An 18,477-nucleotide genomic window follows, 5' to 3' on the forward strand; every position below is an offset into this window, starting at 1 on the left:
GTTCGACCGCGCGCGGGAGAGTTCCCGCCGCCGTGCGGGGCGCCGAAGGAGCAAGTCCTCCCTTGAATCTCTCAGGCCCCGATACCGCGTGCGGAAGGCGAATCTGAAAAGCGGACCGCGCCCCCGCCGGGCGCGTTCCCACCCACGGTGCAAGCCACCGGCCCCCGGCCGCGGCGAACCTCTCAGGTGCAGATGACAGATGGGGAGGACCGGGCCGTACGCCGTCCCGCCGTCCTCCACTCGCATCCGAGACCATCCGCCGACCGCAGCCGCACCCCGGGAGCCCGCCCATGACGGACGCCACCTCTGCCGCGCCTTCCCCGGCGCCCCTCAGGACCACCGCGCTCGACGCCGCGCACCGCGCGCTCGGCGCCACGATGACCGACTTCGCCGGCTGGTCCATGCCGCTGCGGTACGGGAGCGAGCGCGCCGAGCACGCGGCGGTGCGCGGGACCGCCGGCCTCTTCGACCTGTCGCACATGGGCGAGCTGACGGTGACGGGCCCGGAGGCGGGCGCGTTCCTCGACCACGCGCTCGTCGGGCACCTGTCGGCGCTGGCCGTGGGGCGCGCGCGGTACACCATGATCTGCGACGCGGCCGGGGGCATCCTGGACGACCTGATCGTCTACCGCCTCGCCGACGACCGCTACCTGGTCGTCGCCAACGCCTCGAACGCCGAGACGGTCCTCGCCGCCCTGACCGCCCGCACGGCCGGTTTCGGCGCCGAGGTGCGCGACGACCGCGACGCGTACGCCCTGATCGCCGTCCAGGGCCCCCGCTCCCCCGGCATCCTGGCGCGCCTCACGGACGCGGACCTGGCCGGGCTGAAGTACTACGCCGGGCTGCCCGGCACGGTCGCGGACCGCCCGGTCATGATCGCCCGCACCGGCTACACCGGCGAGGACGGCTTCGAGCTGTTCTGCGACCCCGCCGACGCCCCCGCCCTGTGGGCCGCGCTGCTCGCGGCGGGCGACGAGGACGGCCTCGTCCCCTGCGGCCTCGCCTGCCGCGACACGCTGCGCCTGGAGGCGGGCATGCCGCTGTACGGGCACGAGCTGACGACCGCCACCACCCCGTACGACGCCGGGCTCGGGCGGGTCGTGAAGCTCGCGAAGCCCGGCGACTTCGTGGGCCGCACCGCGCTCGCCAGGGCGGCGGAGGAGGCGGCCGCGCGCCCGCCGCGCGTGCTGACGGGCCTCGTCGCGCGCGGGCGGCGCGTGCCGCGCGCGGGGTACGCGGTGGTGGACGCGGCGGGCGCGGTCGTCGGCGAGGTGACCTCGGGCGCGCCCTCCCCGACGCTCGGCCGCCCGATCGCGATGGCGTACGTCGACCCCGCGCTCGCGGCGCCCGGCACCGAGGGCGTCCACGTGGACATCCGGGGCGCGCGGGAGCCGTACGACGTGGTCGCTCTGCCGTTCTACCAGCGCCAGAAGTAGTCCAGATCCAGGAGAATCACCCCATGAGCAACCCCGAGCAGCTCCGCTACAGCAAGGAGCACGAGTGGCTGTCGACCGCCGATGACGGCGTGGCGACGGTCGGCATCACCCAGTACGCGGCGAACCAGCTGGGCGATGTCGTGTACATCCAGCTTCCCGAGAACGGCGCGGCCGTCACGGCGGGCGAGCCGTGCGGCGAGCTGGAATCGACAAAGTCGGTCAGTGACCTCTACTCCCCGGTCAGCGGGACGATCACCGAAGTGAACCAGGAGGTCGTGGACGATCCGTCGCTGGTCAATTCCGAACCGTTCGGCGACGGCTGGCTGTTCCGCGTACGCGCCGGCGAGGCGGCGGGCGAACCGGCGGACCTGATGACGGCCGACGAGTACACCGCCTTCACGAACGAGTGAACGGCTGACCGCGGTGGCCCTCTCCGCCTTCGACCTGTTCTCCATCGGGATCGGCCCGTCCAGCTCGCACACGGTGGGCCCGATGCGCGCCGCGCGCCGCTTCGCACGGCGGCTGCGGAGCGAGGGGGCGCTCCCCGCGACCGCCTCGGTGCGCGCCGAGCTGTTCGGCTCGCTCGGCGCCACCGGGCACGGCCACGGCAGCCCGAACGCCGTCCTGCTCGGCCTCGCCGGGCACGCGCCGGACACGGTGGACGTGGACCGGGCGGACGCGGAGGTGGCCGCCGTGCGCGCGTCGGGCACGCTGCGGCTGCTCGGCGCGGAACCGGACGGCGGGCACCCCGTGCCGTTCGCCCCCGACACGGACCTGGTGCTGCACCGGCGGCGCTCGCTGCCGTACCACCCCAACGGCATGACGTTCCGCGCCGCCGACGCGGCCGGGCGCACGCTGCGGGAGGCGACGTACTACTCGGTGGGCGGCGGCTTCGTCGTGGACGAGGACGCGGCGGGCGCCGACCGCGTCGTGCCGGACGGCACCGACCTGCGCCACCCCTTCCGCACCGGCGCCGAACTCCTCGCCCGCGCCCGCGAGTCGGGCCTGTCCGTCTCCGGCCTGATGCTGGAGAACGAACGGGCCTGGCGCGACGACGCCGAGATCCGCGCCGGACTGCTGCGGATCTGGGAGGTGATGCGCCGCTGCGCCGAGGACGGCATGGCGCGCGAGGGCATCCTGCCGGGCGGGCTCAAGGTGCGCCGCCGGGCGGCGGCCTCGGCGCGGAAACTGCGCGGCGAGGGCGACGCGGCGGCGCGGGCCATGGAGTGGGTGACGCTCTACGCGATGGCGGTGAACGAGGAGAACGCCGCCGGGCGCCGCGTCGTCACCGCCCCGACCAACGGCGCGGCCGGGATCATCCCGGCGGTGCTCCTCTACTACGTCAACTTCGTGCCGGGCGCCGACGAGGACGGCGTCGTCCGCTTCCTGCTGGCGGCGAGCGCGGTGGGGATGCTCTTCAAGGAGAACGCGTCGATCAGCGGCGCCGAGGTCGGCTGCCAGGGCGAGGTGGGCTCGGCCTGCTCGATGGCCGCGGGCGGCCTCGCGGAGGTCCTGGGCGGCACGCCGGAACAGGTCGAGAACGCCGCCGAGATCGGCATCGAGCACAACCTCGGCCTGACGTGCGACCCGGTCGGCGGCCTGGTGCAGATCCCGTGCATCGAACGGAACGGCATGGCCGCCGTCAAGGCGATCACCGCCGCCCGCATGGCCCTGCGCGGCGACGGCCGCCACCACGTCTCCCTGGACCAGGCGATCCGCACGATGAAGCAGACGGGCGCCGACATGAGCGTCAAATACAAGGAGACGGCACGCGGCGGCCTCGCGGTGAACATCGTCGAGTGCTGAACCCAAGGCCCTGACCAGCACGTTCGGCTCGTCCCGCGCTGGTCGGGGCCCTTCCCTCCCGGCGGGTGTCAGCGCGCCGGGGTCGGCTGGGTGAGGTTGACCGGGTTGCCGTCGGGGTCCTTGATGTGGGCGACGCGCTGGCCCCACGGCATGTCGTTGGCACCGCCCCCGACCGAGCCGCCCAGCGCCTCCACCCGGCCGAGCGCCTCGTCGACGTCGGCGACGCCGATGCTGAGCAGGACTCGCGGCGCCGCCACGGTCCTCGCGTCCGCGTCGGCCACCAGCCCGAGGTCGGAGTCGCCGATGCGCAGGCCGAGGTAGAAGACCGGACCCTCCTCCGGTACGCGGAAGGTCTCCTCCGCGCCGAACAGCTGCGTGTAGAAGCGGAGCAGGACGCCGTGGTCGGCTGTCACGATCACCGGCTGGATGGTGGACATGGCACCCCTCTCGGGAACGGTCGTGTCGCCGGGTAGACCGTCCGGGGACGGTGAACTCATCGGCGCGACCGCCCCCGGGGGAAGGGGCGTCGCAGATCCGGACGGACCGTCATATGACGGGCCGGGCAACGGCGATCGCTGTCCCGCTGTGGGCGATCCGGCGGGATGGGCTGCGCGGAAAAGTTGGTTACTGCGTATTTACATCGATGTACTCCTGCGCGACTCTGCTTCGTGCTCACGTTTCCTCCCCCCGACCCGCAGGAGGACCGCTCGATGACCCTTCGCCGGCGCGGAGTCGCCTCCGCCGCCCTGGCGGCGGCGATAGCGCTGACCACGGGGGGCTTCGCCCCCCAGGACCGTGCGGCCCCCGAGGCCGCCGACCGCCTCGACCAGCCCCTCTTCGACCACTCCGACAAGATCGCGGGACTCCCCGAGCAGTCGTGGTTCGAGGAGTCGATCCCCTTCGTCGACCTCCCGGACCAGGGCGCCACCATCGAGGAGATCTACTACTACCGCTGGTCCGTGACCAAACGCATGCTCCGCTACGCCGGGCCCGAGAACGGCTGGTACGACGCGGTGTTCGTCTTCGGACCCTGGATGGGGCCCAACGCCATGCGCGACCTGCGCTGGCTGCGCCACCCCGGCATCGTCGAGAACGACGTGGCCACCCACCAGATCACCGAGGGCCTGCGCTACACCGACCCCACCGCCGACAACGTGTACCAGTACGCCCTGGCCACCGGCCGCACCGACCTGCTCACCGAGGCGCTGCCCGACCTCGTCGAGCAGTGGCACGCCCGCGACGCCTACTTCGACGAGGACACCGGCCTCTACTGGCACCAGCCCGTCTGGGACGCGACCGAGCACACCATCGCCGCCAAGAAGACCGACTTCACGGTCCCCCGGGACGTCCAGTTCCCCGACCCGGAGGACTTCCTGCTCCCGCTCAACGAGTTCTTCGGCGGCTGGGGCTACTCCACCCCGCTCAACACTGCCCAGGCCGCCGACGCCCGGGTCATCGCCGAAGCGGCGCGGATGGCCGGGGACGAGGAGCTGGCCGCCGAGTACCAGCGGCGTTCCGACGACCTGGCCGAGCGGATGGTCGACCAGCTGTGGGACGACGACCGCGACTTCTTCTACCACGTGATGCGCGACAACGAGGCGCAGGGCTACCGGGCGCCCGACGGCTCGGTGTACCCCGAGGGCACGAAGCTGTCCGGGCGCGAGATCTGGGGCTACTACCCGTGGCAGTTCGGGCTGGTGCCGGACGACGCGCGCTTCGCGGACGCCTGGAGCTTCCTGGAGGACCCCGAGGGCTTCGGCACCCCCTACGGCCCCTCCACCGCCGAGGTCCGCGACCCGGACACCGACACCTCGGGGGCCTACAGCCCCGACAAGGAGAACGGCAACTGCTGCCGCTGGGACGGCGCCGCCTGGCCGTACAGCCACGCCCGCACCCTCGTGGCGCTCGGCAACGCGCTGACCGACTACGACCACCTCACCCCCGAGGGCGCCGACGCCCCGGTCGTCACGGTCGACGACTACGTCGAACTGCTCGACCGCTACGCCCGGCTCCAGCACAAGGACGGCGAGCCGTACGTCGCCGAGGCCGCGGACTCCGTCACCGGCCAGTGGATCTACGACCAGCCGCAGCGTTCCGACCACTACAACGCCTACCCGTACACCGACCTGGTGCTCAACGGCCTGCTCGGCATCCGCCCGCAGGCCGACGACACCCTGGACCTCGCGCCCCTGATCCCGGCGGACTGGACCCACTTCGCCGCCGAGAACGTCCCGTACCACGGCCACGACCTGGCCCTGGCCTGGGACGAGGACGGCAGCCACTACGGCCGCGGCGCCGGTCTCTCCGTCTGGATCGACGGGGAACTCGCGGGCCACCGCGACGACCTCGGCGAACTGACCGTGGACGTCGGCCCGGTGCGCGTCCCCGAGGCCGCGCCGTACTCCACGGCCAGCCGCTACGACGGGTCCCGCGCCAACTGGGCCGCGGGCACCTCCGCGTCCTATCCGCGCTTCGACGCCTCCTACCCCGGCTACGACAACAGGCAGGACGGCGGCGAGTTCCGGCAGGCCGAGGAGGTCCGCAACGCCTTCGACGGCGCCGCGCTCTACGACGAGGACCTGGACTTCGCCAAGTGGTCCACCCGCGCCTCGCCCCACGGACAGGACTGGCTGTCCGTGGACTTCGGGACCGCGCGGCGCCTGGACGAGGTGCGCGTCGCGGTCTACGAGGACGCGCGGATCCAGGCGCCCGCGTCCCTGCGCCTCGAATATCTCGACGGCGAGGAGTGGCGCGAGGTCCAAACCGCGCCACCCGCCCCGATCGCCGGGGACGACGTGGTGTCGCTGCGCTTCGACCCGCTCGAGACCACCGCGCTGCGCCTGGTGGTGCCGGGCGGGGACGCTCCGGCGGGCATCGCGGAGTTCGAGGCGTGGGGCCCGTCCGACCAGCTCGCGGAGCCGGTCAACTGCCCGACGGCCGGGCCGCTGCACTACGAGGCGGAGGCCGCCGTCGTCAACCTCGGCGCGAAGCGCGGGAGCGACACCGCCTGCGGCTTCGGCTTCGTCGGCGGTCTCGACACCGAGCGGTCGTTCTTCGTGGACGACTGGTCGGCCGTCCGCCCGGGGGACTTCTCCGGCACGGTCACCGGCCCGCTGTGGCAGGGCTTCAACGGCACGAGCGAGGTCACCTTCCACGTGGACGTGCCCGAGGCGAGGGAGTGGACGGTCACCGTCCGCTACGCCAACGGCATCGCGGGCAGTGACGGCGCCTACTGGCTCTCGGCGAACGGCGGGGAGCGCACGGCCGTCCGGCTCCCGGACACCGGCGGCTGGAGCCAGAGCCCGGGGGCCATCGGCACCGCCGTCTTCACGGTGCCGCTGGAGGCGGGGGCCAACACCCTCACCTTCACCAAGGGCGGCGGATTCGCGGAGTTCGACGCCATCGACCTCAGCTGAACGGAACCGTCCGCGCCCGTCCGGGGGCCGCCGCCCCCGGACGGGCGCCTCGGCGTGCCCGCGGGCCGCCGAGTGGTGGTGCGCGAACCTGGTGGAAGGCTGCGTGAGAAAAAGTGGGAAAACCCTTTCCTATCTCTTGACGGCGGTAGAGGGTGCTCCTTACAACGATGGAACACATTCCAGCCGCCATCGAACAGCGCGTCCGATCCTCCGTCCCTCCCTCACCGGAGCCGGGAGACGCAGCCGCGGAACGGATCGAGAAGGCATGACCCACAGCAGAGACATCTCCAGACGGCGCGTGCTCGGCATGACCGGCGCCGCCGTCCTCGGCGCCGGCGTGCTCGCCGGCTGCTCCTCGGACGACGACGGGGCGGAGGCCGCCGCCGAGGCGCCGCCGGACCAGTACGCCGGGGAACGCGTCGACGGGCCCACGCTCGTCGTCTGGGCCGACAGCGCCCGCGTCCCGGCCATGGTCGAGGCGAGCGCGGCGTTCACCCGCGACTACCGCGTGAACGTCCGCTACCAGCCCCTGGCGTTCAACGACATCAACGCCAACTTCCAGAAGGCGGGCCCCGCCGGGGGCGGCCCCGACCTGCTCGACGGCAACATCGACTGGATGGGCACCCTGACGCGCTCCGGTCTGCTCGCCCCGGTCGAACTGGGCACCAGGGCCGCGACGTTCGACCCCAGGGCGCTGGGCGGCTGGACCCTGGACGAGACGCTGTGGGGCGTGCCGTACGCGGTGGAGAGCCTGGCGGTCTTCCGCAACCCGGCCGTGGTGCCCGAACCCGTCACCAGCTGGCAGCAGTTCCTGGAGCTGGCCCCTGAGCTGACCGACCAGGGCGTCGAGTACCCGCTGCTCATGGACGCGGGCAACGCCTACTTCTTCCCGGGCATCCTCACCGCCTTCGGCGGCTACGTGTTCGGCGAGAGGAACGGGCAGGCCGACGTGGACGACGTCGGCCTGGACAGCGAGGGCGGCCTGGCGGCCGGGCGCTTCATGGAGGAGCTGGTCCGCAACGGCTGGCTGCGCCCCGGTGTCACGGACGACGTCGCGGTGTCCGTCTTCCCCGAGAACAAGGGCGCGCTGCACCTGACCGGCCCGTGGATGGCGGCGCGCTACGCGGAGCTGGGCATCGAGTACGTGATCGACCCGCTGCCCGCCGGGCCCGCCGGTCCCGGCCGCCCCTGGCTGTCCGCCCGCGGCTTCATGGTCAACCGCAACTCCGAGAACCTCGCCCTGGCGCGGACGTTCCTCACCCAGTACCTCGCCGCCACCGAGCCGATGCGCACCATGGCCAGGTCCCTGGCCCAGGAGTCGTCCTGGCTGGAGGCGAGGACCGGTGAGGACAACCCGGACATCGCCGCGCTCAGCGAGGCGGGCGCCGAGGCCGAGCCCATTCCCTCCGCCCCCGAACTGGCCACCTACTGGGAGGCCATGGGCAACGCACTGACTTCGATCGTCAATCAGCAGCAGGGTTCCGACGACGCCATGCGAGGCGCCGCGCGGCGGATGCGCAACGCGATCGCCGAGAGCTGAGGAGCCGACATGTCCCTGACCACCTCACCGGAAGCCCCCGCCAGAGCCCCGGCGCCGCGGCGCCCCCGGAAGACGAACGGCTCGGCGGCCATGACGGCGGCCCGCACCCGTTCCCCGCTCGCGTGGGCGATCACCATCGCGGCGCTGGTCGTCGCCGACCTGATGACCCTGGCCGCCGTCACGAGCTTCTTCAGCGAGGGCACCTGGTACCTGGCCGCCGCCATCACGGTGACCGTGGCCGGCATCAACGTGGTCGCCCTGGTGCCCCGGCTGATGCCGATGCGCTGGCTGGCGCCTGGCATCGCCCTGCTGCTGCTCCTCACCATCGCGCCCCAGGCGTACAGCTTCTACATCGCGTTCACCAACTACAGCTCCGACCACCTGCTCACCAAGTCCCAGGCGATCGACGCCCTGGAGTCGGTGACCTACCTGCCCGAGGGCGCCGCCACGTACGACTGGCGCGCCTACGGGGACGGCGGCGAGGACACGCTGCTGGTCGTCCGGTCCGCCGAGGACGCGGCGGCGGCGCCGATGGTCGCGGAGGAGGGCGAGCCGCTGCGGCCGCTCGACGCGGGCGGCGCGGCCGGGGACGGCTTCCCGGCCGAGGTGGACGGCATGGCCCAGCTCGACACGGCCGCCACGGCCGCGGCCCTGGACGGCCTGGCGGGCACCGAGTTCGGCCCCGAGGACGCGCCGATCACCATCCAGTCCATGGGGCTGGCCGGGGAGTACGCCGACCGGTACGCGTACGAGGACGGCGTCCTCACCGACCAGCTCAACGGCCGCGAGTACCGGCCGGTGGAGGGCACGTTCACCACCGCCGACGGGCAGTTCGAGGTGTCCCCGTCCTTCCAGACGACCGTCGGCTGGGACAACTTCACCGAGGTCTTCAGCAACCCGAAGATCCGCGGACCGCTGCTGGAGATCTTCCTGTGGACGGTGGTCTTCGCCGTGGTGGTGGTCGTCGGCCAGCTCGTCATCGGCATGATCATCGCCCTCGCGCTCAACAGCCGCGACGTGCCCAGGCGGCTCGCCAAGTTCGTCCGCTCGCTGCTGCTGCTCCCCTACGTGGTGCCGATGTACCTGACGGTGCTGGTCTTCGCGTCGATGATGAACCCCAACCTGGGCATCCTCACCGAGCTGGGCGAGAACCTGTTCGGCCTCGACCGCAACTGGTTCGGCGATCCGACGATGTCCCGCATCGCCCTGGTGTGCGTCACCTTCTGGCTCGGCTTCCCGTACTTCCTGCTGATCGTCTCCGGCGCGCTCCAGGCCATCCCGGACGACCTGCTGGAGGCCGCCGAGGTCGAGGGCGCGGGCTGGTGGGCGCGCTTCCGGCTGGTCGTGTTCCCGCTGCTGATGCGGATGATCTCGCCGCTGATCGTGCTCGGCATGGTCGCCAACTTCAACAACTTCGTCGTGACCTTCCTGCTGAACAAGGGCGGTCCGCCCATGACCGACACCGACACCCCGGCGGGCTCCACGGACCTGCTCATCTCGTACACCTACAAACTCGCCTTCGTCTTCGGCAACGGCTCGGACTACGCCCAGGCCGCGGTGATCACGATGCTGATCTTCGTGGTGCTGATACCCGTCGTGGCCTCGCAGTTCCGCAGGTACGCCGTCTGGGCAGAGGAGAACTGACATGGCGACCCTCGCCAGATCCCGCCGTATCCGCGTCCCCGAGGCCCAGCGGGCCCGTATCCCCCGGAGCCCCCGGGCACGGATGCTGCGCCGCCTGCGGCTGACCGGCATCACCGCGCTGCTGCTCGGCGCGCTGGCCTTCGTCCTCTTCCCGCTCTGGTACGTGCTGGTCGCGGCCCTGGACAACAGCAACGCGCTGGGCACCTCGGGGCTGTGGCCGCGCTCCCTCTCGCTGGACAACTTCCGCGTGCTGGTGGACGACCCGACGTTCCCGTTCTTCCGCTGGCTGTGGAACACACTGCGGGTGTCGTTCCTGGTGGCCGGCATCTCCGTGGTGGTCACCACGATGGCCGCGTACGCCTTCTCCCGGTTCCGCTTCCGGGGCCGCCAGCAGCTGATGCGCGCGATCGTGCTGGTCCAGCTCTTCCCCAACCTGCTGGCCCTGATCGCCCTCTACCTGATGGTGCAGGAGGCCGGGCGCCTGCTGCCGGTGCTCGGGCTGAACAGCAACTGGACGCTGGTGCTGATCTACCTCGGCGGCGTGCTCGGCGGCAACGTCTGGCTGGTCAAGGGGTACATCGACTCGCTGCCCAGGGAACTGGACGAGTCCGCCATGGTGGACGGGGCGACCCACGCCCGGATCTTCTGGACGATCATCATCCCGCTGGCCCGCCCGATGCTGGCCGTCGTCGCCGTGCTGTCCTTCGTCGGCACCTACGGCGAACTGATCGTGGCCAGCGTCCTGATCACCGACTCGCCCGAGATGACGCTGCCGGTCGGCATGTGGAGCTACCTCACCGGCGAGTACACGAACCGCTGGGGCCCCTTCGCCGCCGGTGCCATCGTCGCCTCGATCCCCGCCCTCGTGTTCTTCTACCTGCTCCAGGACTGGCTGGTGCGGGGCCTCACCTCAGGAGCCGTCAAGTCATGACGCCCGCCCCCGGGCTGCGCCCGGCCGACCCGTCCCGCGTCCGGCTGCTGCCAGGACCCTTCGCCGAACGCGCCGCGCACGCCGCCGAGGTGTACGGCGGCCTCACCCCCGACGACCTGCTCAAGGGCTTCCGCCGCAACGCCGGCCTGCCCGCCCCCGGCACCGACCTGCCCGGCTGGGCCAGCCGCACCACCGAGGCCACCTTCGGCCAGTGGGTCGGCGGCCTGGCCCGCCTGGCGCACACGCTGGGCGACCCGGCGCTGTCCGCCCGCGCCGTGGAACTCGCCGACGGCTGGGCCGCCACCCTGCCCGCCGACGGCGACGCCCGGATGGCCACCTACGGCTGGGAGAAGGCCGCCTGCGGCCTGGTGGACGTCGCCGAGTACGCCGGGCACACGGACGCCCTGGGCACGCTGGCCAGGATCACCGAGGCGGCCGCCCGCACGTTCGACCGCAGCCGCAGCCCGGCCACCCGCACCGACCGGGACGGCCGCAAGCCGCACGGCACCCTGGAGTGGTACACCCTCGCCGAGAACCCCTACCGCGCCTACCGGCTCGGCGGCGATACGTCCTTCCGGGACTTCGCCGCCCTGTGGCACTACGACGCCTACTGGGACCACTTCGCCACGCGGCCCGCCCCCGGCGAGCGCTGGGACGTGCCGGTCTGGCTGCACGCGTACAGCCACGTCAACACGTTCTGCTCCGCCGCCGAGGCGCACGCCGCCACCGGCGACCCGCGCATGCTGGACATCGCCGTCAACGGCCTCGACTGGGTACGGGAGACCCAGGCGTACGCGACCGGCGGCTACGGCCCCGGCGAGTGGTCCGTCCCCGACGACGGCACGCTGGGCCGCGCGCTGGAGTGGCGCACCGACTCGGCCGAGATCCCGTGCGACACCTGGGCCGTCTTCAAGCTCTCCCGCCGCCTGCTGGCCGCCACCGGCGACGCCCGGCACGCCGAACTCGCCGAACGCCTGCTGTTCAACGGCATCGGCGCCAGCCTCCCCATCCAGGGCGACGGCCGCTCGTACTACTACGCCGACTACCGGCTCGGCAACGCCACCAAGCTGCGCCACTGGGACGCCTGGCCCTGCTGCTCCGGCACGTACCTCCAGGCCGTGGCCGCGATCCCCGACCTGGTCTACTGGCTCTCGGACGACGGCATCTCCGTCGCCCAGTACCTGCCCGCCGAGACCTCCTGGCGGCAGGGGGAGACCGAGGTGACGCTGCGCCAGCACACCGCGTTCCCCGAGACCGACCACACGGCGCTGACCGTGGAGACCGCCGCCCCCGTCCGGTTCACGCTCCGGCTCCGGGTGCCCTCCTGGAGCAGCGGCCTCGCCCTCACCCTGAACGGCGAGCGGCTCGACCCGCCCCCCGCCGCGGACGGCTGGGCCGCCGTCGAGCGCGAGTGGCGTACGGGCGACCGCCTGGAGGTCACCCTCGGCGCCGGGCTGCACGCCGAGGCCGCGGACCGTGAACACCCGCTGCGGGCGGCCCTGTTGCACGGGCCGGTCGTCCTGGCGCAGGAGGGGGTGTTCTCCGCGCCGTTCTCGCTGGACGGCCCCCCGTCCCCCGACGCGCTGGCCGCCGCGCTGCGGCGCACCGACCCGGACGGCGGCGACGGCCCCTTCGCCGCCCGCCTGCGCTACGAACCCACCGACCGCGGCCGGGAGGAGCAGCCGGTCGGCGCCTTCCGCGCCCTGTCCGGGGTACGCGAACGGGCGCCGCACCGGGTCTACCACGACCTGGACCGGCCGCGTTTCATCTGACCGCAGGAGAACCGCCATGCCGCAGCGCTTCCTGACCGACCTCCACTCCCCGACCCGCCTCGCCGCCTCCCTGCCCGCCCCGGGCACGTGGCGCCCCCTGCCCCAGGCCGCCGACCGCGCGGCCTGGGGCGGCCTCCCCGACGCCGAGCACGCCCGGCTGCGCGAGGCCGCCCACCGCGAACTCGCCCGCCCCTGGGCCGGCCTGCCGCCGGACGGCTTCACCGCCTACGGCACCACGGGCGACCGGGAGACCTACGAGGTGGCCTACTTCGCCCGCCGCACCCGGCTCATCGCGGCCGTCCTGCTCACCGTGCTGGACGGCCCGGGGAGCGCCGCGGCCGTCCTCGACGAGGGCGTGCGGCTGCTGTGCGAGGAGCGGACCTGGTGCCTCCCGGCGCACGAGCTGTCCCACGACGCCGACGGCATCCCCGCCCCCGACCCGGGGCGGCCCACGGTGGACCTGTTCGCGGCCGACACCGCCGCGCTGCTGGCCTTCACCGACCTGGTCGCGGGCGAGGAACTGGGCCCGCGGCGCCGCGCGGACCTGGGCGAGGCCGTGCGCGAACGGGTCCTGCGCCCGTTCCGCGAACGCGACGACTGGTGGTGGCTCGGGCTGCACGGCGAGGAGCTGAACAACTGGACCACCTGGATCCTCTCCAACGTGCTGCCCGCCTCCCTCCTGCTGGACACCGCGCCGCAGGACATGCTGGCCACCGCCACCCGGACCGTCGCCGCCCTGGACCGCTACGTGGAGTGCGCCCCGGCCGACGGCGGCTGCGACGAGGGCATCGCCTACTGGTGGCGCTCCGCCGCCTCGTACTTCGAGTGCCTGGAGCACCTGTCCTCCGCCACCGGCGAGGACGCGCCGCTGCGGCACCCGCTCACCGCCGCCATGGCCCGCTACCCGCTGGCCACCCACATCGGCGGCGACTGGTACGTGAACTTCGCCGACGGCCGCCCCCTGCTGCCCCAGGTGGAGCCGGGGCTGCTCCACCGCTTCGGCGCCCGCACGGGCGAGCCTGAGGTGTGCGCCCACGCCGCCGCGATGCCACCGGCCGCCGGACTCGCCTCGCCGGACGTCTCCCTCGCCCGGCTGCTGACTCCGCTGCTGGACACCGCCTGGCAGCGCGCCAGGACCACCCCGGGCGCCCCACCGCTGACCGCGCGCACCTGGCTCCCCGACACCGGCGTGCTGACCGCCCGCACACGCCCCGGAGAGGAACGCGGGCTGTTCCTCGCCGCGAAGGCCGGGCACAACGGCGAGTTCCACAACCACAACGACACCGGCTCGTTCATCGTCGCGCTCGACGGCCGCCCGGTCGTCATCGACCTGGGCGTGGGCACGTACAGCAAGGAGACGTTCGGCCCGGACCGCTACCGGATCTGGACCATGCGCTCCTCCTGGCACAACCTCCCCCTCGTCGGCGGCCACGAGCAGGCGACGGGGCACGAGCACGCCGCCCGCGACGTGTCCGCCCGCCTCGACGGCTCGGGCAGCTCGCTCACCATGGACCTCGCCCCGGCGTGGAACGCCGCCGCGGGCCTGCTCGCATGGCGCAGGACCTGCACCCTGGAGACGGCCCGCGTCACGGTGGACGACACGTGGCGGCTCGCCGCCGCGCCCACCGCGCTCGCACTGCACCTGGTCACGACCGGCCCGGTCACCGCGGGCAACACCCCGGGGACGCTGCTCCTCGGCCCGCCGGCACACCGGCTCCTCCTCCACTACGACGCCGGGGACTTCGACGCGGAGACGGACGAACAGCCCGTCACCGACCCCAAGCTGGCCGCCGTCTGGGGCACCGCCGTCCACCGGATCAGGCTGACCGCCCGCACCCCCGCCGCCACCGGCCACAGCACCCTCGCCCTCACCCCCGCACCGGACGCCGCCCATGACTGAACTCCCCGCCGACGACCGGACCCTCTCCCCCTACACCGGCTGGACCAGGGAACACCTCGCCCGGCACGCCGACGTGCTGCTGCGCGCCGTGCGCCCGTACGCGCGGGCCGGGCACGCCCTGATCGACCTGCCGGGCCCCGCGAGCGCCGCCGGACGCCGCAGCGACGGCCTGGAGGGCTACGCCCGCACGTTCCTCCTCGCCGCCTTCCGCCTCGCGGGCGAGGACGGCGACGACCCCCTCGGCCTGGCCGACTGGTACGCCCGTGGGCTGGCCGCCGGGACCGACCCGTCGCACCCCGGGCACTGGCCGCTGCTCACCGAGGTGCCGCAGGCCCGCGTCGAGGCCGCGTCCGTCGCCCTGGGCCTGCACCTGACGCGGCCCTGGATCTGGGACCGCCTCGACGAGGAGGTACGCGAACGCACCGTCGCCTGGCTCGGCGGCAGCGTCGGCCTGACGTACTACCGGACCAACTGGATCTGGTTCCAGAACATCACCGAGGCGTTTCTCGCCTCCGTCGGCGGCCCCTCCAGCGAGGACGACCTCCAGCGCAACCTCGCCACCCACGAGGAGTTCTGGATCGCGGACGGCTGGTACGGGGACGGCGGGCGCACCGCCCTCGACCACTACAACGGCTGGGCCCTGCACCTCTATCCCCTGTGGTGGTGCGCCATGGCCCCCGGGCACCCCGAGGCCGCCGCCCTGCGCGACACCTGGCGCGGACGGCTGCGGCGCCACCTGGAGGACCTCGTCCACCTGGTCTCCGCCGACGGCGCGCCGCTCCACCAGGGCCGTTCGCTGACGTACCGCTTCGCCGCCGCCGCGCCGTTCTGGACGGGCGCGCTGTTCGACGCCACCCCGCTGGAGCCGGGGCTCACCCGCCGCGCCGCCTGCGGCATCGTGCGGCACTTCGCCGACCACGGCGCCCCGGACGCGGACGGGCTGCTGACCCTCGGCTGGCACCGGGCGCTGCCCTCGATCCGGCAGGGCTACTCGGGCCCCGGATCGCCCTATTGGGCCAGCAAGGGCATGGCGGGCCTGCTGCTCCCGGCGGCGCATCCCGTGTGGACGGAGCCGGAACGCCCCCTGCCGGTGGAGCGCGCCGACACGTCCGTCACCATCGGGCCCGCCGGGTGGCTGGTCCGCGGCACGCGCGACGACGGCGTGGTCCGGGTCTACAACCACGGGACCGACCACACGCCGGAGGGCGCCGCCCGCTGCGACGACGCCGTCTACTCCGCCGTCGGCTACTCCGGCACGACCGCCCCCGGCACGCGCCGCGCGGCCCACACGGACCCCCTGGAGTCGGCGGTCTGCCTGCTGGACGCGTCCGGCCGGGCCTCGCACCGCCGCAGTTTCCGGGCGCTGTCGCTGACCGGGGACACCGCCGTGTCGGCCGGCCGCGCCCACTGGGTGCGGATGGCCGACGGCCAGGAGCTGCACGAGGAGCCCGTCGAGGTCGAGCCGGGGCCCGAGCTGTGCCTCGCCTCGGTGGCACGGGGCCCGTGGGAGGTGCGTCTCGCCCGGGTCGTCCCGGGGACGGGCGCGGCGGCCGGGCACCGGGTGCGCTTCGGCGGCTGGCCGCTCGCGGGGGAACGGCCGCCGCGTGAGCTGGTCTCCCGGCCGTCCGCCGCCGGGGAGGTACGGGCGGCGGCGGTACGCGCGGACGGCGCCGTCTCCGTGCTGCTGTCGCTGCGCGCCCTGGACCGGGCGGGCGTCACGGCGTTCACCGGGGACAACCCGCTGGGCGAGCACAGCGCGGTGCCCTGGCTGGCGACGGAACTCCCCCTGCGCCCCGGTGAGGTGGCCGCCGCCCTGGTCGGCCTCGGCGGCGCGGGCGGCTCGGTCGGCGCGGAGGAAGCGCCGCCGGTGTCCCTGGACGTCGAGGGCGCGCGCGTGGTGGTCCACTGGCCCGGCGGCGGAACCGACGCGGTGACGCTGGACACCGGGACGGGGTGAGCCGCCGCCCGTCGTGCACGCGGGAAGAACGCGGGAAGGGGGACCCGGATCGTCCGGGTCCCCCTTCCCGCGTCGCCGGGCGCCTCAGCGGGAGGGCGCCGCCTCCACGCCGTCCGCCAGCGGCAGCCACACCTGCATGGGACCGGGCTCGCGGTTCGCCCACAGGTAGTAGGGGACGGCCGTGACGTCCACCGGCCGCGCCTCCGGCCACGGTTCACCGGCCGGGCGGTACAGCGGCCCGTCCGCCGCCTCCGCAGGCGGGGCCCAGCCCGTGCCGCGCAGCGTCACCGTGCCGCCGAGCAGGTCGGGGCGCGGGTCGGCCGTCCAGTCGCCGTCGGCCGTCACCGCGATGTCGCGGACGTCGGCCGCCTCGTGGTCGGCCTGCTCCAGGCAGAAGACCAGCGGCCCGCGGGTGAGCGCGATCCTGCCGTGCGCGGCACGCACCCGGGGGTGGGCGGCCAGCGGGCGCACCGGCATCCGGTAGCCGCCCGTCAGCTTGTCCCCGGCCTGCCACCGGCGGTGCAGGACCGCGAAGCCGTCCGCCTCCTCGAAGGGGAGGTCCGCGCCGTCCAGCGACCAGGAGGCGCCGTCGGCCCAGTCGGGTATCGGGAGCGCGACACCGCACGGCTCCTCGGGCGCCCGCAGCACCTCCACGACGACCTCGCCGTCCAGCGGGTAGCGCGTGCTGATCCTCAACTCCAGCGCTCCGCCCGCGAGTTCGGTACGGACGGTGCCCTCCGTCAGCAGCAGCGTCCACAGCGTGTCGCCGCTCGTCGCGTACGTGTAGGCGGGCAGGGAGCCGACCAGCCGCGCGAGGTTGGGCGGGCAGCAGGCGGTGCCGAACCAGGGGCTGCGGCGATGGCGGCCGTTGTCGGCGAGCGGGTTGACGTAGAAGAAGTCCTCGCCGTTGTCGCCCAGGCCGGACAGCAGGCCGTTCCACAGCACCTGCTCCATCGCGTCGCGGAACTCGCCGCGGCCCGTCAGCAGGAACATGCGCCAGGCGAACTGGAAGTGCGCGACCGACGCGCAGCTCTCCGCGTAGGCGCGCTCGTCGCCCAGCTCCCACTCGGCGCCGAACGCCTCGTAGTCGTGCCGCGCACCGGCGCCGCCCGTCACATAGCGCTTGCGGTCGGCGAAGTTGCGCCACAGCCGCTCCAGCGCGGCCATCAGCCCGGCGTCCGGCTCCTCCGCCACCACGTCGGCGGCGCCCGTGTACAGGTACAGCGCGCGCACCGCGTGCCCGGTCACCTCGGGCTGCTCCGTCAGCGGCGCGTGGTCGAGGTGGTACTCCCGGCCGCCGATCGCGGCGGGCGTGCGGCCGTGCTGCTCGACGAACCAGCGGGCCTGCTCCAGGAACCGCCGCTCCCCCGTGGCCCTGGACAGCTCCACGAGCGCCGTCTCGTACCCGGGGTGGCCGTCGGCGCCCGGCCTGCGCCCGGGGCCGAAGACGGTCCAGACGTGGTCGGCGAAGCGGACGGCGACGTCGGTCAGCGTGCGCTCGCCGGTGGCCCGCAGATGCGCGACCGCGGCCTGGAGCAGGTGCCCGCCGCAGTACATCTCGTGCCGGTCGGTGATGTTCTGCCAGCGCTCGGCCGCGCGCTCGCCCATGAAGAAGGAGTTGAGGTAGCCGTCCGGCTGCTGGGCCGCGGCCAGCAGCTCCACGGTGGCGTCGATCCTGGCGCGCAGCGCCGGGTCGTCCGGCTCCTCGGCCAGGTGCCAGCAGGCGGCCTCCAGCCACTTGTGGACGTCCGAGTCGGCGAAGAACTCGCCCCGGAACTCCGCCACCGGGTCACCCGGCAGCAGACCGGCCGCCCGGCGCAGGTTGTCCAGGGCGCCGCACTCCTCGCAGCGCAGGTAGATCGTCTCCAGGGTCACCTCGCGGGTGCGCCGGCGCACCGAGGCCAGCGGGCCGCCGTCCACCGACGACATCCCCAGCGGCACCGGGATCCTGTGGACTCCCGGCGCGCCGCGCGGGTCGGCCGGGGCGCGGAAGGGCGTGGAAGGGGAAGCGGGCATGGGAGATCCGTCCTTGGCGTTCGGGGTGAGGGGCAGACGCGGGGCACGCCGTCGGAACC

12 protein-coding genes and 1 riboswitch are annotated in these 18,477 nt (G+C 73.8%); of the genes, 10 read left to right on the forward strand and 2 right to left on the reverse strand.

The annotated features are described in order from the left end of the window. Window positions 1-3: 3 nt before the first annotated feature. Window positions 4-97: riboswitch (glycine riboswitch) on the forward strand. A gap of 193 nt (window positions 98-290) precedes the next feature. Genes gcvT through ACIBPC_RS30880 form a run of 3 tightly spaced genes read left to right on the forward strand, consistent with a single transcriptional unit; the run spans window position 291 to window position 3,242 of the window. Then, window positions 291-1,436, forward strand: coding sequence for a glycine cleavage system aminomethyltransferase GcvT (gcvT, locus tag ACIBPC_RS30870; RefSeq protein ID WP_398849218.1), 1,146 nt, complete (start codon window positions 291-293; stop codon window positions 1,434-1,436). A gap of 23 nt (window positions 1,437-1,459) precedes the next feature. Beyond that, a complete protein-coding gene (gcvH, locus tag ACIBPC_RS30875) occupies window positions 1,460-1,846 on the forward strand; it encodes a glycine cleavage system protein GcvH (protein ID WP_362964518.1) in 387 nt (128 codons plus the stop codon). A 13-nt stretch (window positions 1,847-1,859) separates the two neighbouring features. After that, window positions 1,860-3,242 (forward strand): L-serine ammonia-lyase, encoded by a 1,383-nt coding sequence (locus ACIBPC_RS30880; RefSeq protein WP_398849220.1) that lies wholly within the window; start codon window positions 1,860-1,862, stop codon window positions 3,240-3,242. 68 nt (window positions 3,243-3,310) lie between these two features. Here ACIBPC_RS30880 and ACIBPC_RS30885 read toward each other — a convergent pair whose 3' ends face one another. Beyond that, the gene (locus tag ACIBPC_RS30885; protein ID WP_398849221.1) at window positions 3,311-3,679 is read right to left on the reverse strand and encodes a VOC family protein; all 369 of its coding nucleotides are present in this window, start codon (window positions 3,677-3,679) and stop codon (window positions 3,311-3,313) included. A gap of 273 nt (window positions 3,680-3,952) precedes the next feature. On the opposite strand from ACIBPC_RS30885, the gene ACIBPC_RS30890 reads away from it, so the two are divergent. From ACIBPC_RS30890 to ACIBPC_RS30920, 7 genes are all read left to right on the forward strand, one after another. Continuing rightward, complete coding sequence (locus tag ACIBPC_RS30890; protein WP_398849223.1) at window positions 3,953-6,658, forward strand: MGH1-like glycoside hydrolase domain-containing protein; 2,706 nt, start codon at window positions 3,953-3,955, stop codon at window positions 6,656-6,658. Window positions 6,659-6,923: 265 nt separating this feature from the next. Beyond that, the gene (locus ACIBPC_RS30895) at window positions 6,924-8,198 is read left to right on the forward strand and encodes an extracellular solute-binding protein (RefSeq protein ID WP_398849225.1); all 1,275 of its coding nucleotides are present in this window, start codon (window positions 6,924-6,926) and stop codon (window positions 8,196-8,198) included. A 9-nt stretch (window positions 8,199-8,207) separates the two neighbouring features. Next, on the forward strand, window positions 8,208-9,842 hold the full coding sequence (locus tag ACIBPC_RS30900; protein WP_398849227.1) for an ABC transporter permease subunit: 1,635 nt from the start codon (window positions 8,208-8,210) through the stop codon (window positions 9,840-9,842). Between the two features lies 1 nt (window position 9,843). Continuing rightward, entirely contained in the window at window positions 9,844-10,773 is a 930-nt protein-coding gene (locus ACIBPC_RS30905) for a sugar ABC transporter permease (RefSeq protein WP_398849229.1), read from the forward strand. Further along, window positions 10,770-12,545 carry a beta-L-arabinofuranosidase domain-containing protein gene (locus ACIBPC_RS30910; RefSeq protein WP_398849231.1) on the forward strand — a complete coding sequence of 592 codons (1,776 nt, stop codon included), beginning with the start codon at window positions 10,770-10,772 and terminating at the stop codon, window positions 12,543-12,545. The genes ACIBPC_RS30905 and ACIBPC_RS30910 overlap by 4 nt, the downstream gene beginning before the upstream one ends. Window positions 12,546-12,561: 16 nt before the next feature. After that, window positions 12,562-14,445 carry a heparinase II/III family protein gene (locus ACIBPC_RS30915; RefSeq protein WP_398849232.1) on the forward strand — a complete coding sequence of 628 codons (1,884 nt, stop codon included), beginning with the start codon at window positions 12,562-12,564 and terminating at the stop codon, window positions 14,443-14,445. Beyond that, a complete protein-coding gene (locus ACIBPC_RS30920; protein WP_398849234.1) occupies window positions 14,438-16,402 on the forward strand; it encodes a DUF2264 domain-containing protein in 1,965 nt (654 codons plus the stop codon). The genes ACIBPC_RS30915 and ACIBPC_RS30920 overlap by 8 nt, the downstream gene beginning before the upstream one ends. Before the next feature lie 84 nt (window positions 16,403-16,486). On the opposite strand, the gene ACIBPC_RS30925 is transcribed toward ACIBPC_RS30920, so the two are convergent. Then, window positions 16,487-18,418, reverse strand: a complete 1,932-nt coding sequence (locus ACIBPC_RS30925) for a glycoside hydrolase family 127 protein (protein ID WP_398849236.1) — start codon at window positions 18,416-18,418, stop codon at window positions 16,487-16,489. Window positions 18,419-18,477: the final 59 nt, after the last annotated feature.

The organism is Streptomyces sp. NPDC049879, assembly GCF_044461265.1.
Classification (GTDB): domain Bacteria; phylum Actinomycetota; class Actinomycetes; order Streptomycetales; family Streptomycetaceae; genus Streptomyces.

Coding starts and splice junctions, on each gene's coding strand:
- gcvT (WP_398849218.1), top strand. CDS start 291: ATGACGGACGCCACCTCTGCCGCGCCTTCCCCGGCGCCCCTCAGGACC.
- gcvH (WP_362964518.1), top strand. CDS start 1,460: ATGAGCAACCCCGAGCAGCTCCGCTACAGCAAGGAGCACGAGTGGCTG.
- ACIBPC_RS30885 (WP_398849221.1), bottom strand. CDS start 3,679: ATGTCCACCATCCAGCCGGTGATCGTGACAGCCGACCACGGCGTCCTG.
- ACIBPC_RS30890 (WP_398849223.1), top strand. CDS start 3,953: ATGACCCTTCGCCGGCGCGGAGTCGCCTCCGCCGCCCTGGCGGCGGCG.
- ACIBPC_RS30895 (WP_398849225.1), top strand. CDS start 6,924: ATGACCCACAGCAGAGACATCTCCAGACGGCGCGTGCTCGGCATGACC.
- ACIBPC_RS30900 (WP_398849227.1), top strand. CDS start 8,208: ATGTCCCTGACCACCTCACCGGAAGCCCCCGCCAGAGCCCCGGCGCCG.
- ACIBPC_RS30905 (WP_398849229.1), top strand. CDS start 9,844: ATGGCGACCCTCGCCAGATCCCGCCGTATCCGCGTCCCCGAGGCCCAG.
- ACIBPC_RS30910 (WP_398849231.1), top strand. CDS start 10,770: ATGACGCCCGCCCCCGGGCTGCGCCCGGCCGACCCGTCCCGCGTCCGG.
- ACIBPC_RS30915 (WP_398849232.1), top strand. CDS start 12,562: ATGCCGCAGCGCTTCCTGACCGACCTCCACTCCCCGACCCGCCTCGCC.
- ACIBPC_RS30920 (WP_398849234.1), top strand. CDS start 14,438: ATGACTGAACTCCCCGCCGACGACCGGACCCTCTCCCCCTACACCGGC.
- ACIBPC_RS30925 (WP_398849236.1), bottom strand. CDS start 18,418: ATGCCCGCTTCCCCTTCCACGCCCTTCCGCGCCCCGGCCGACCCGCGC.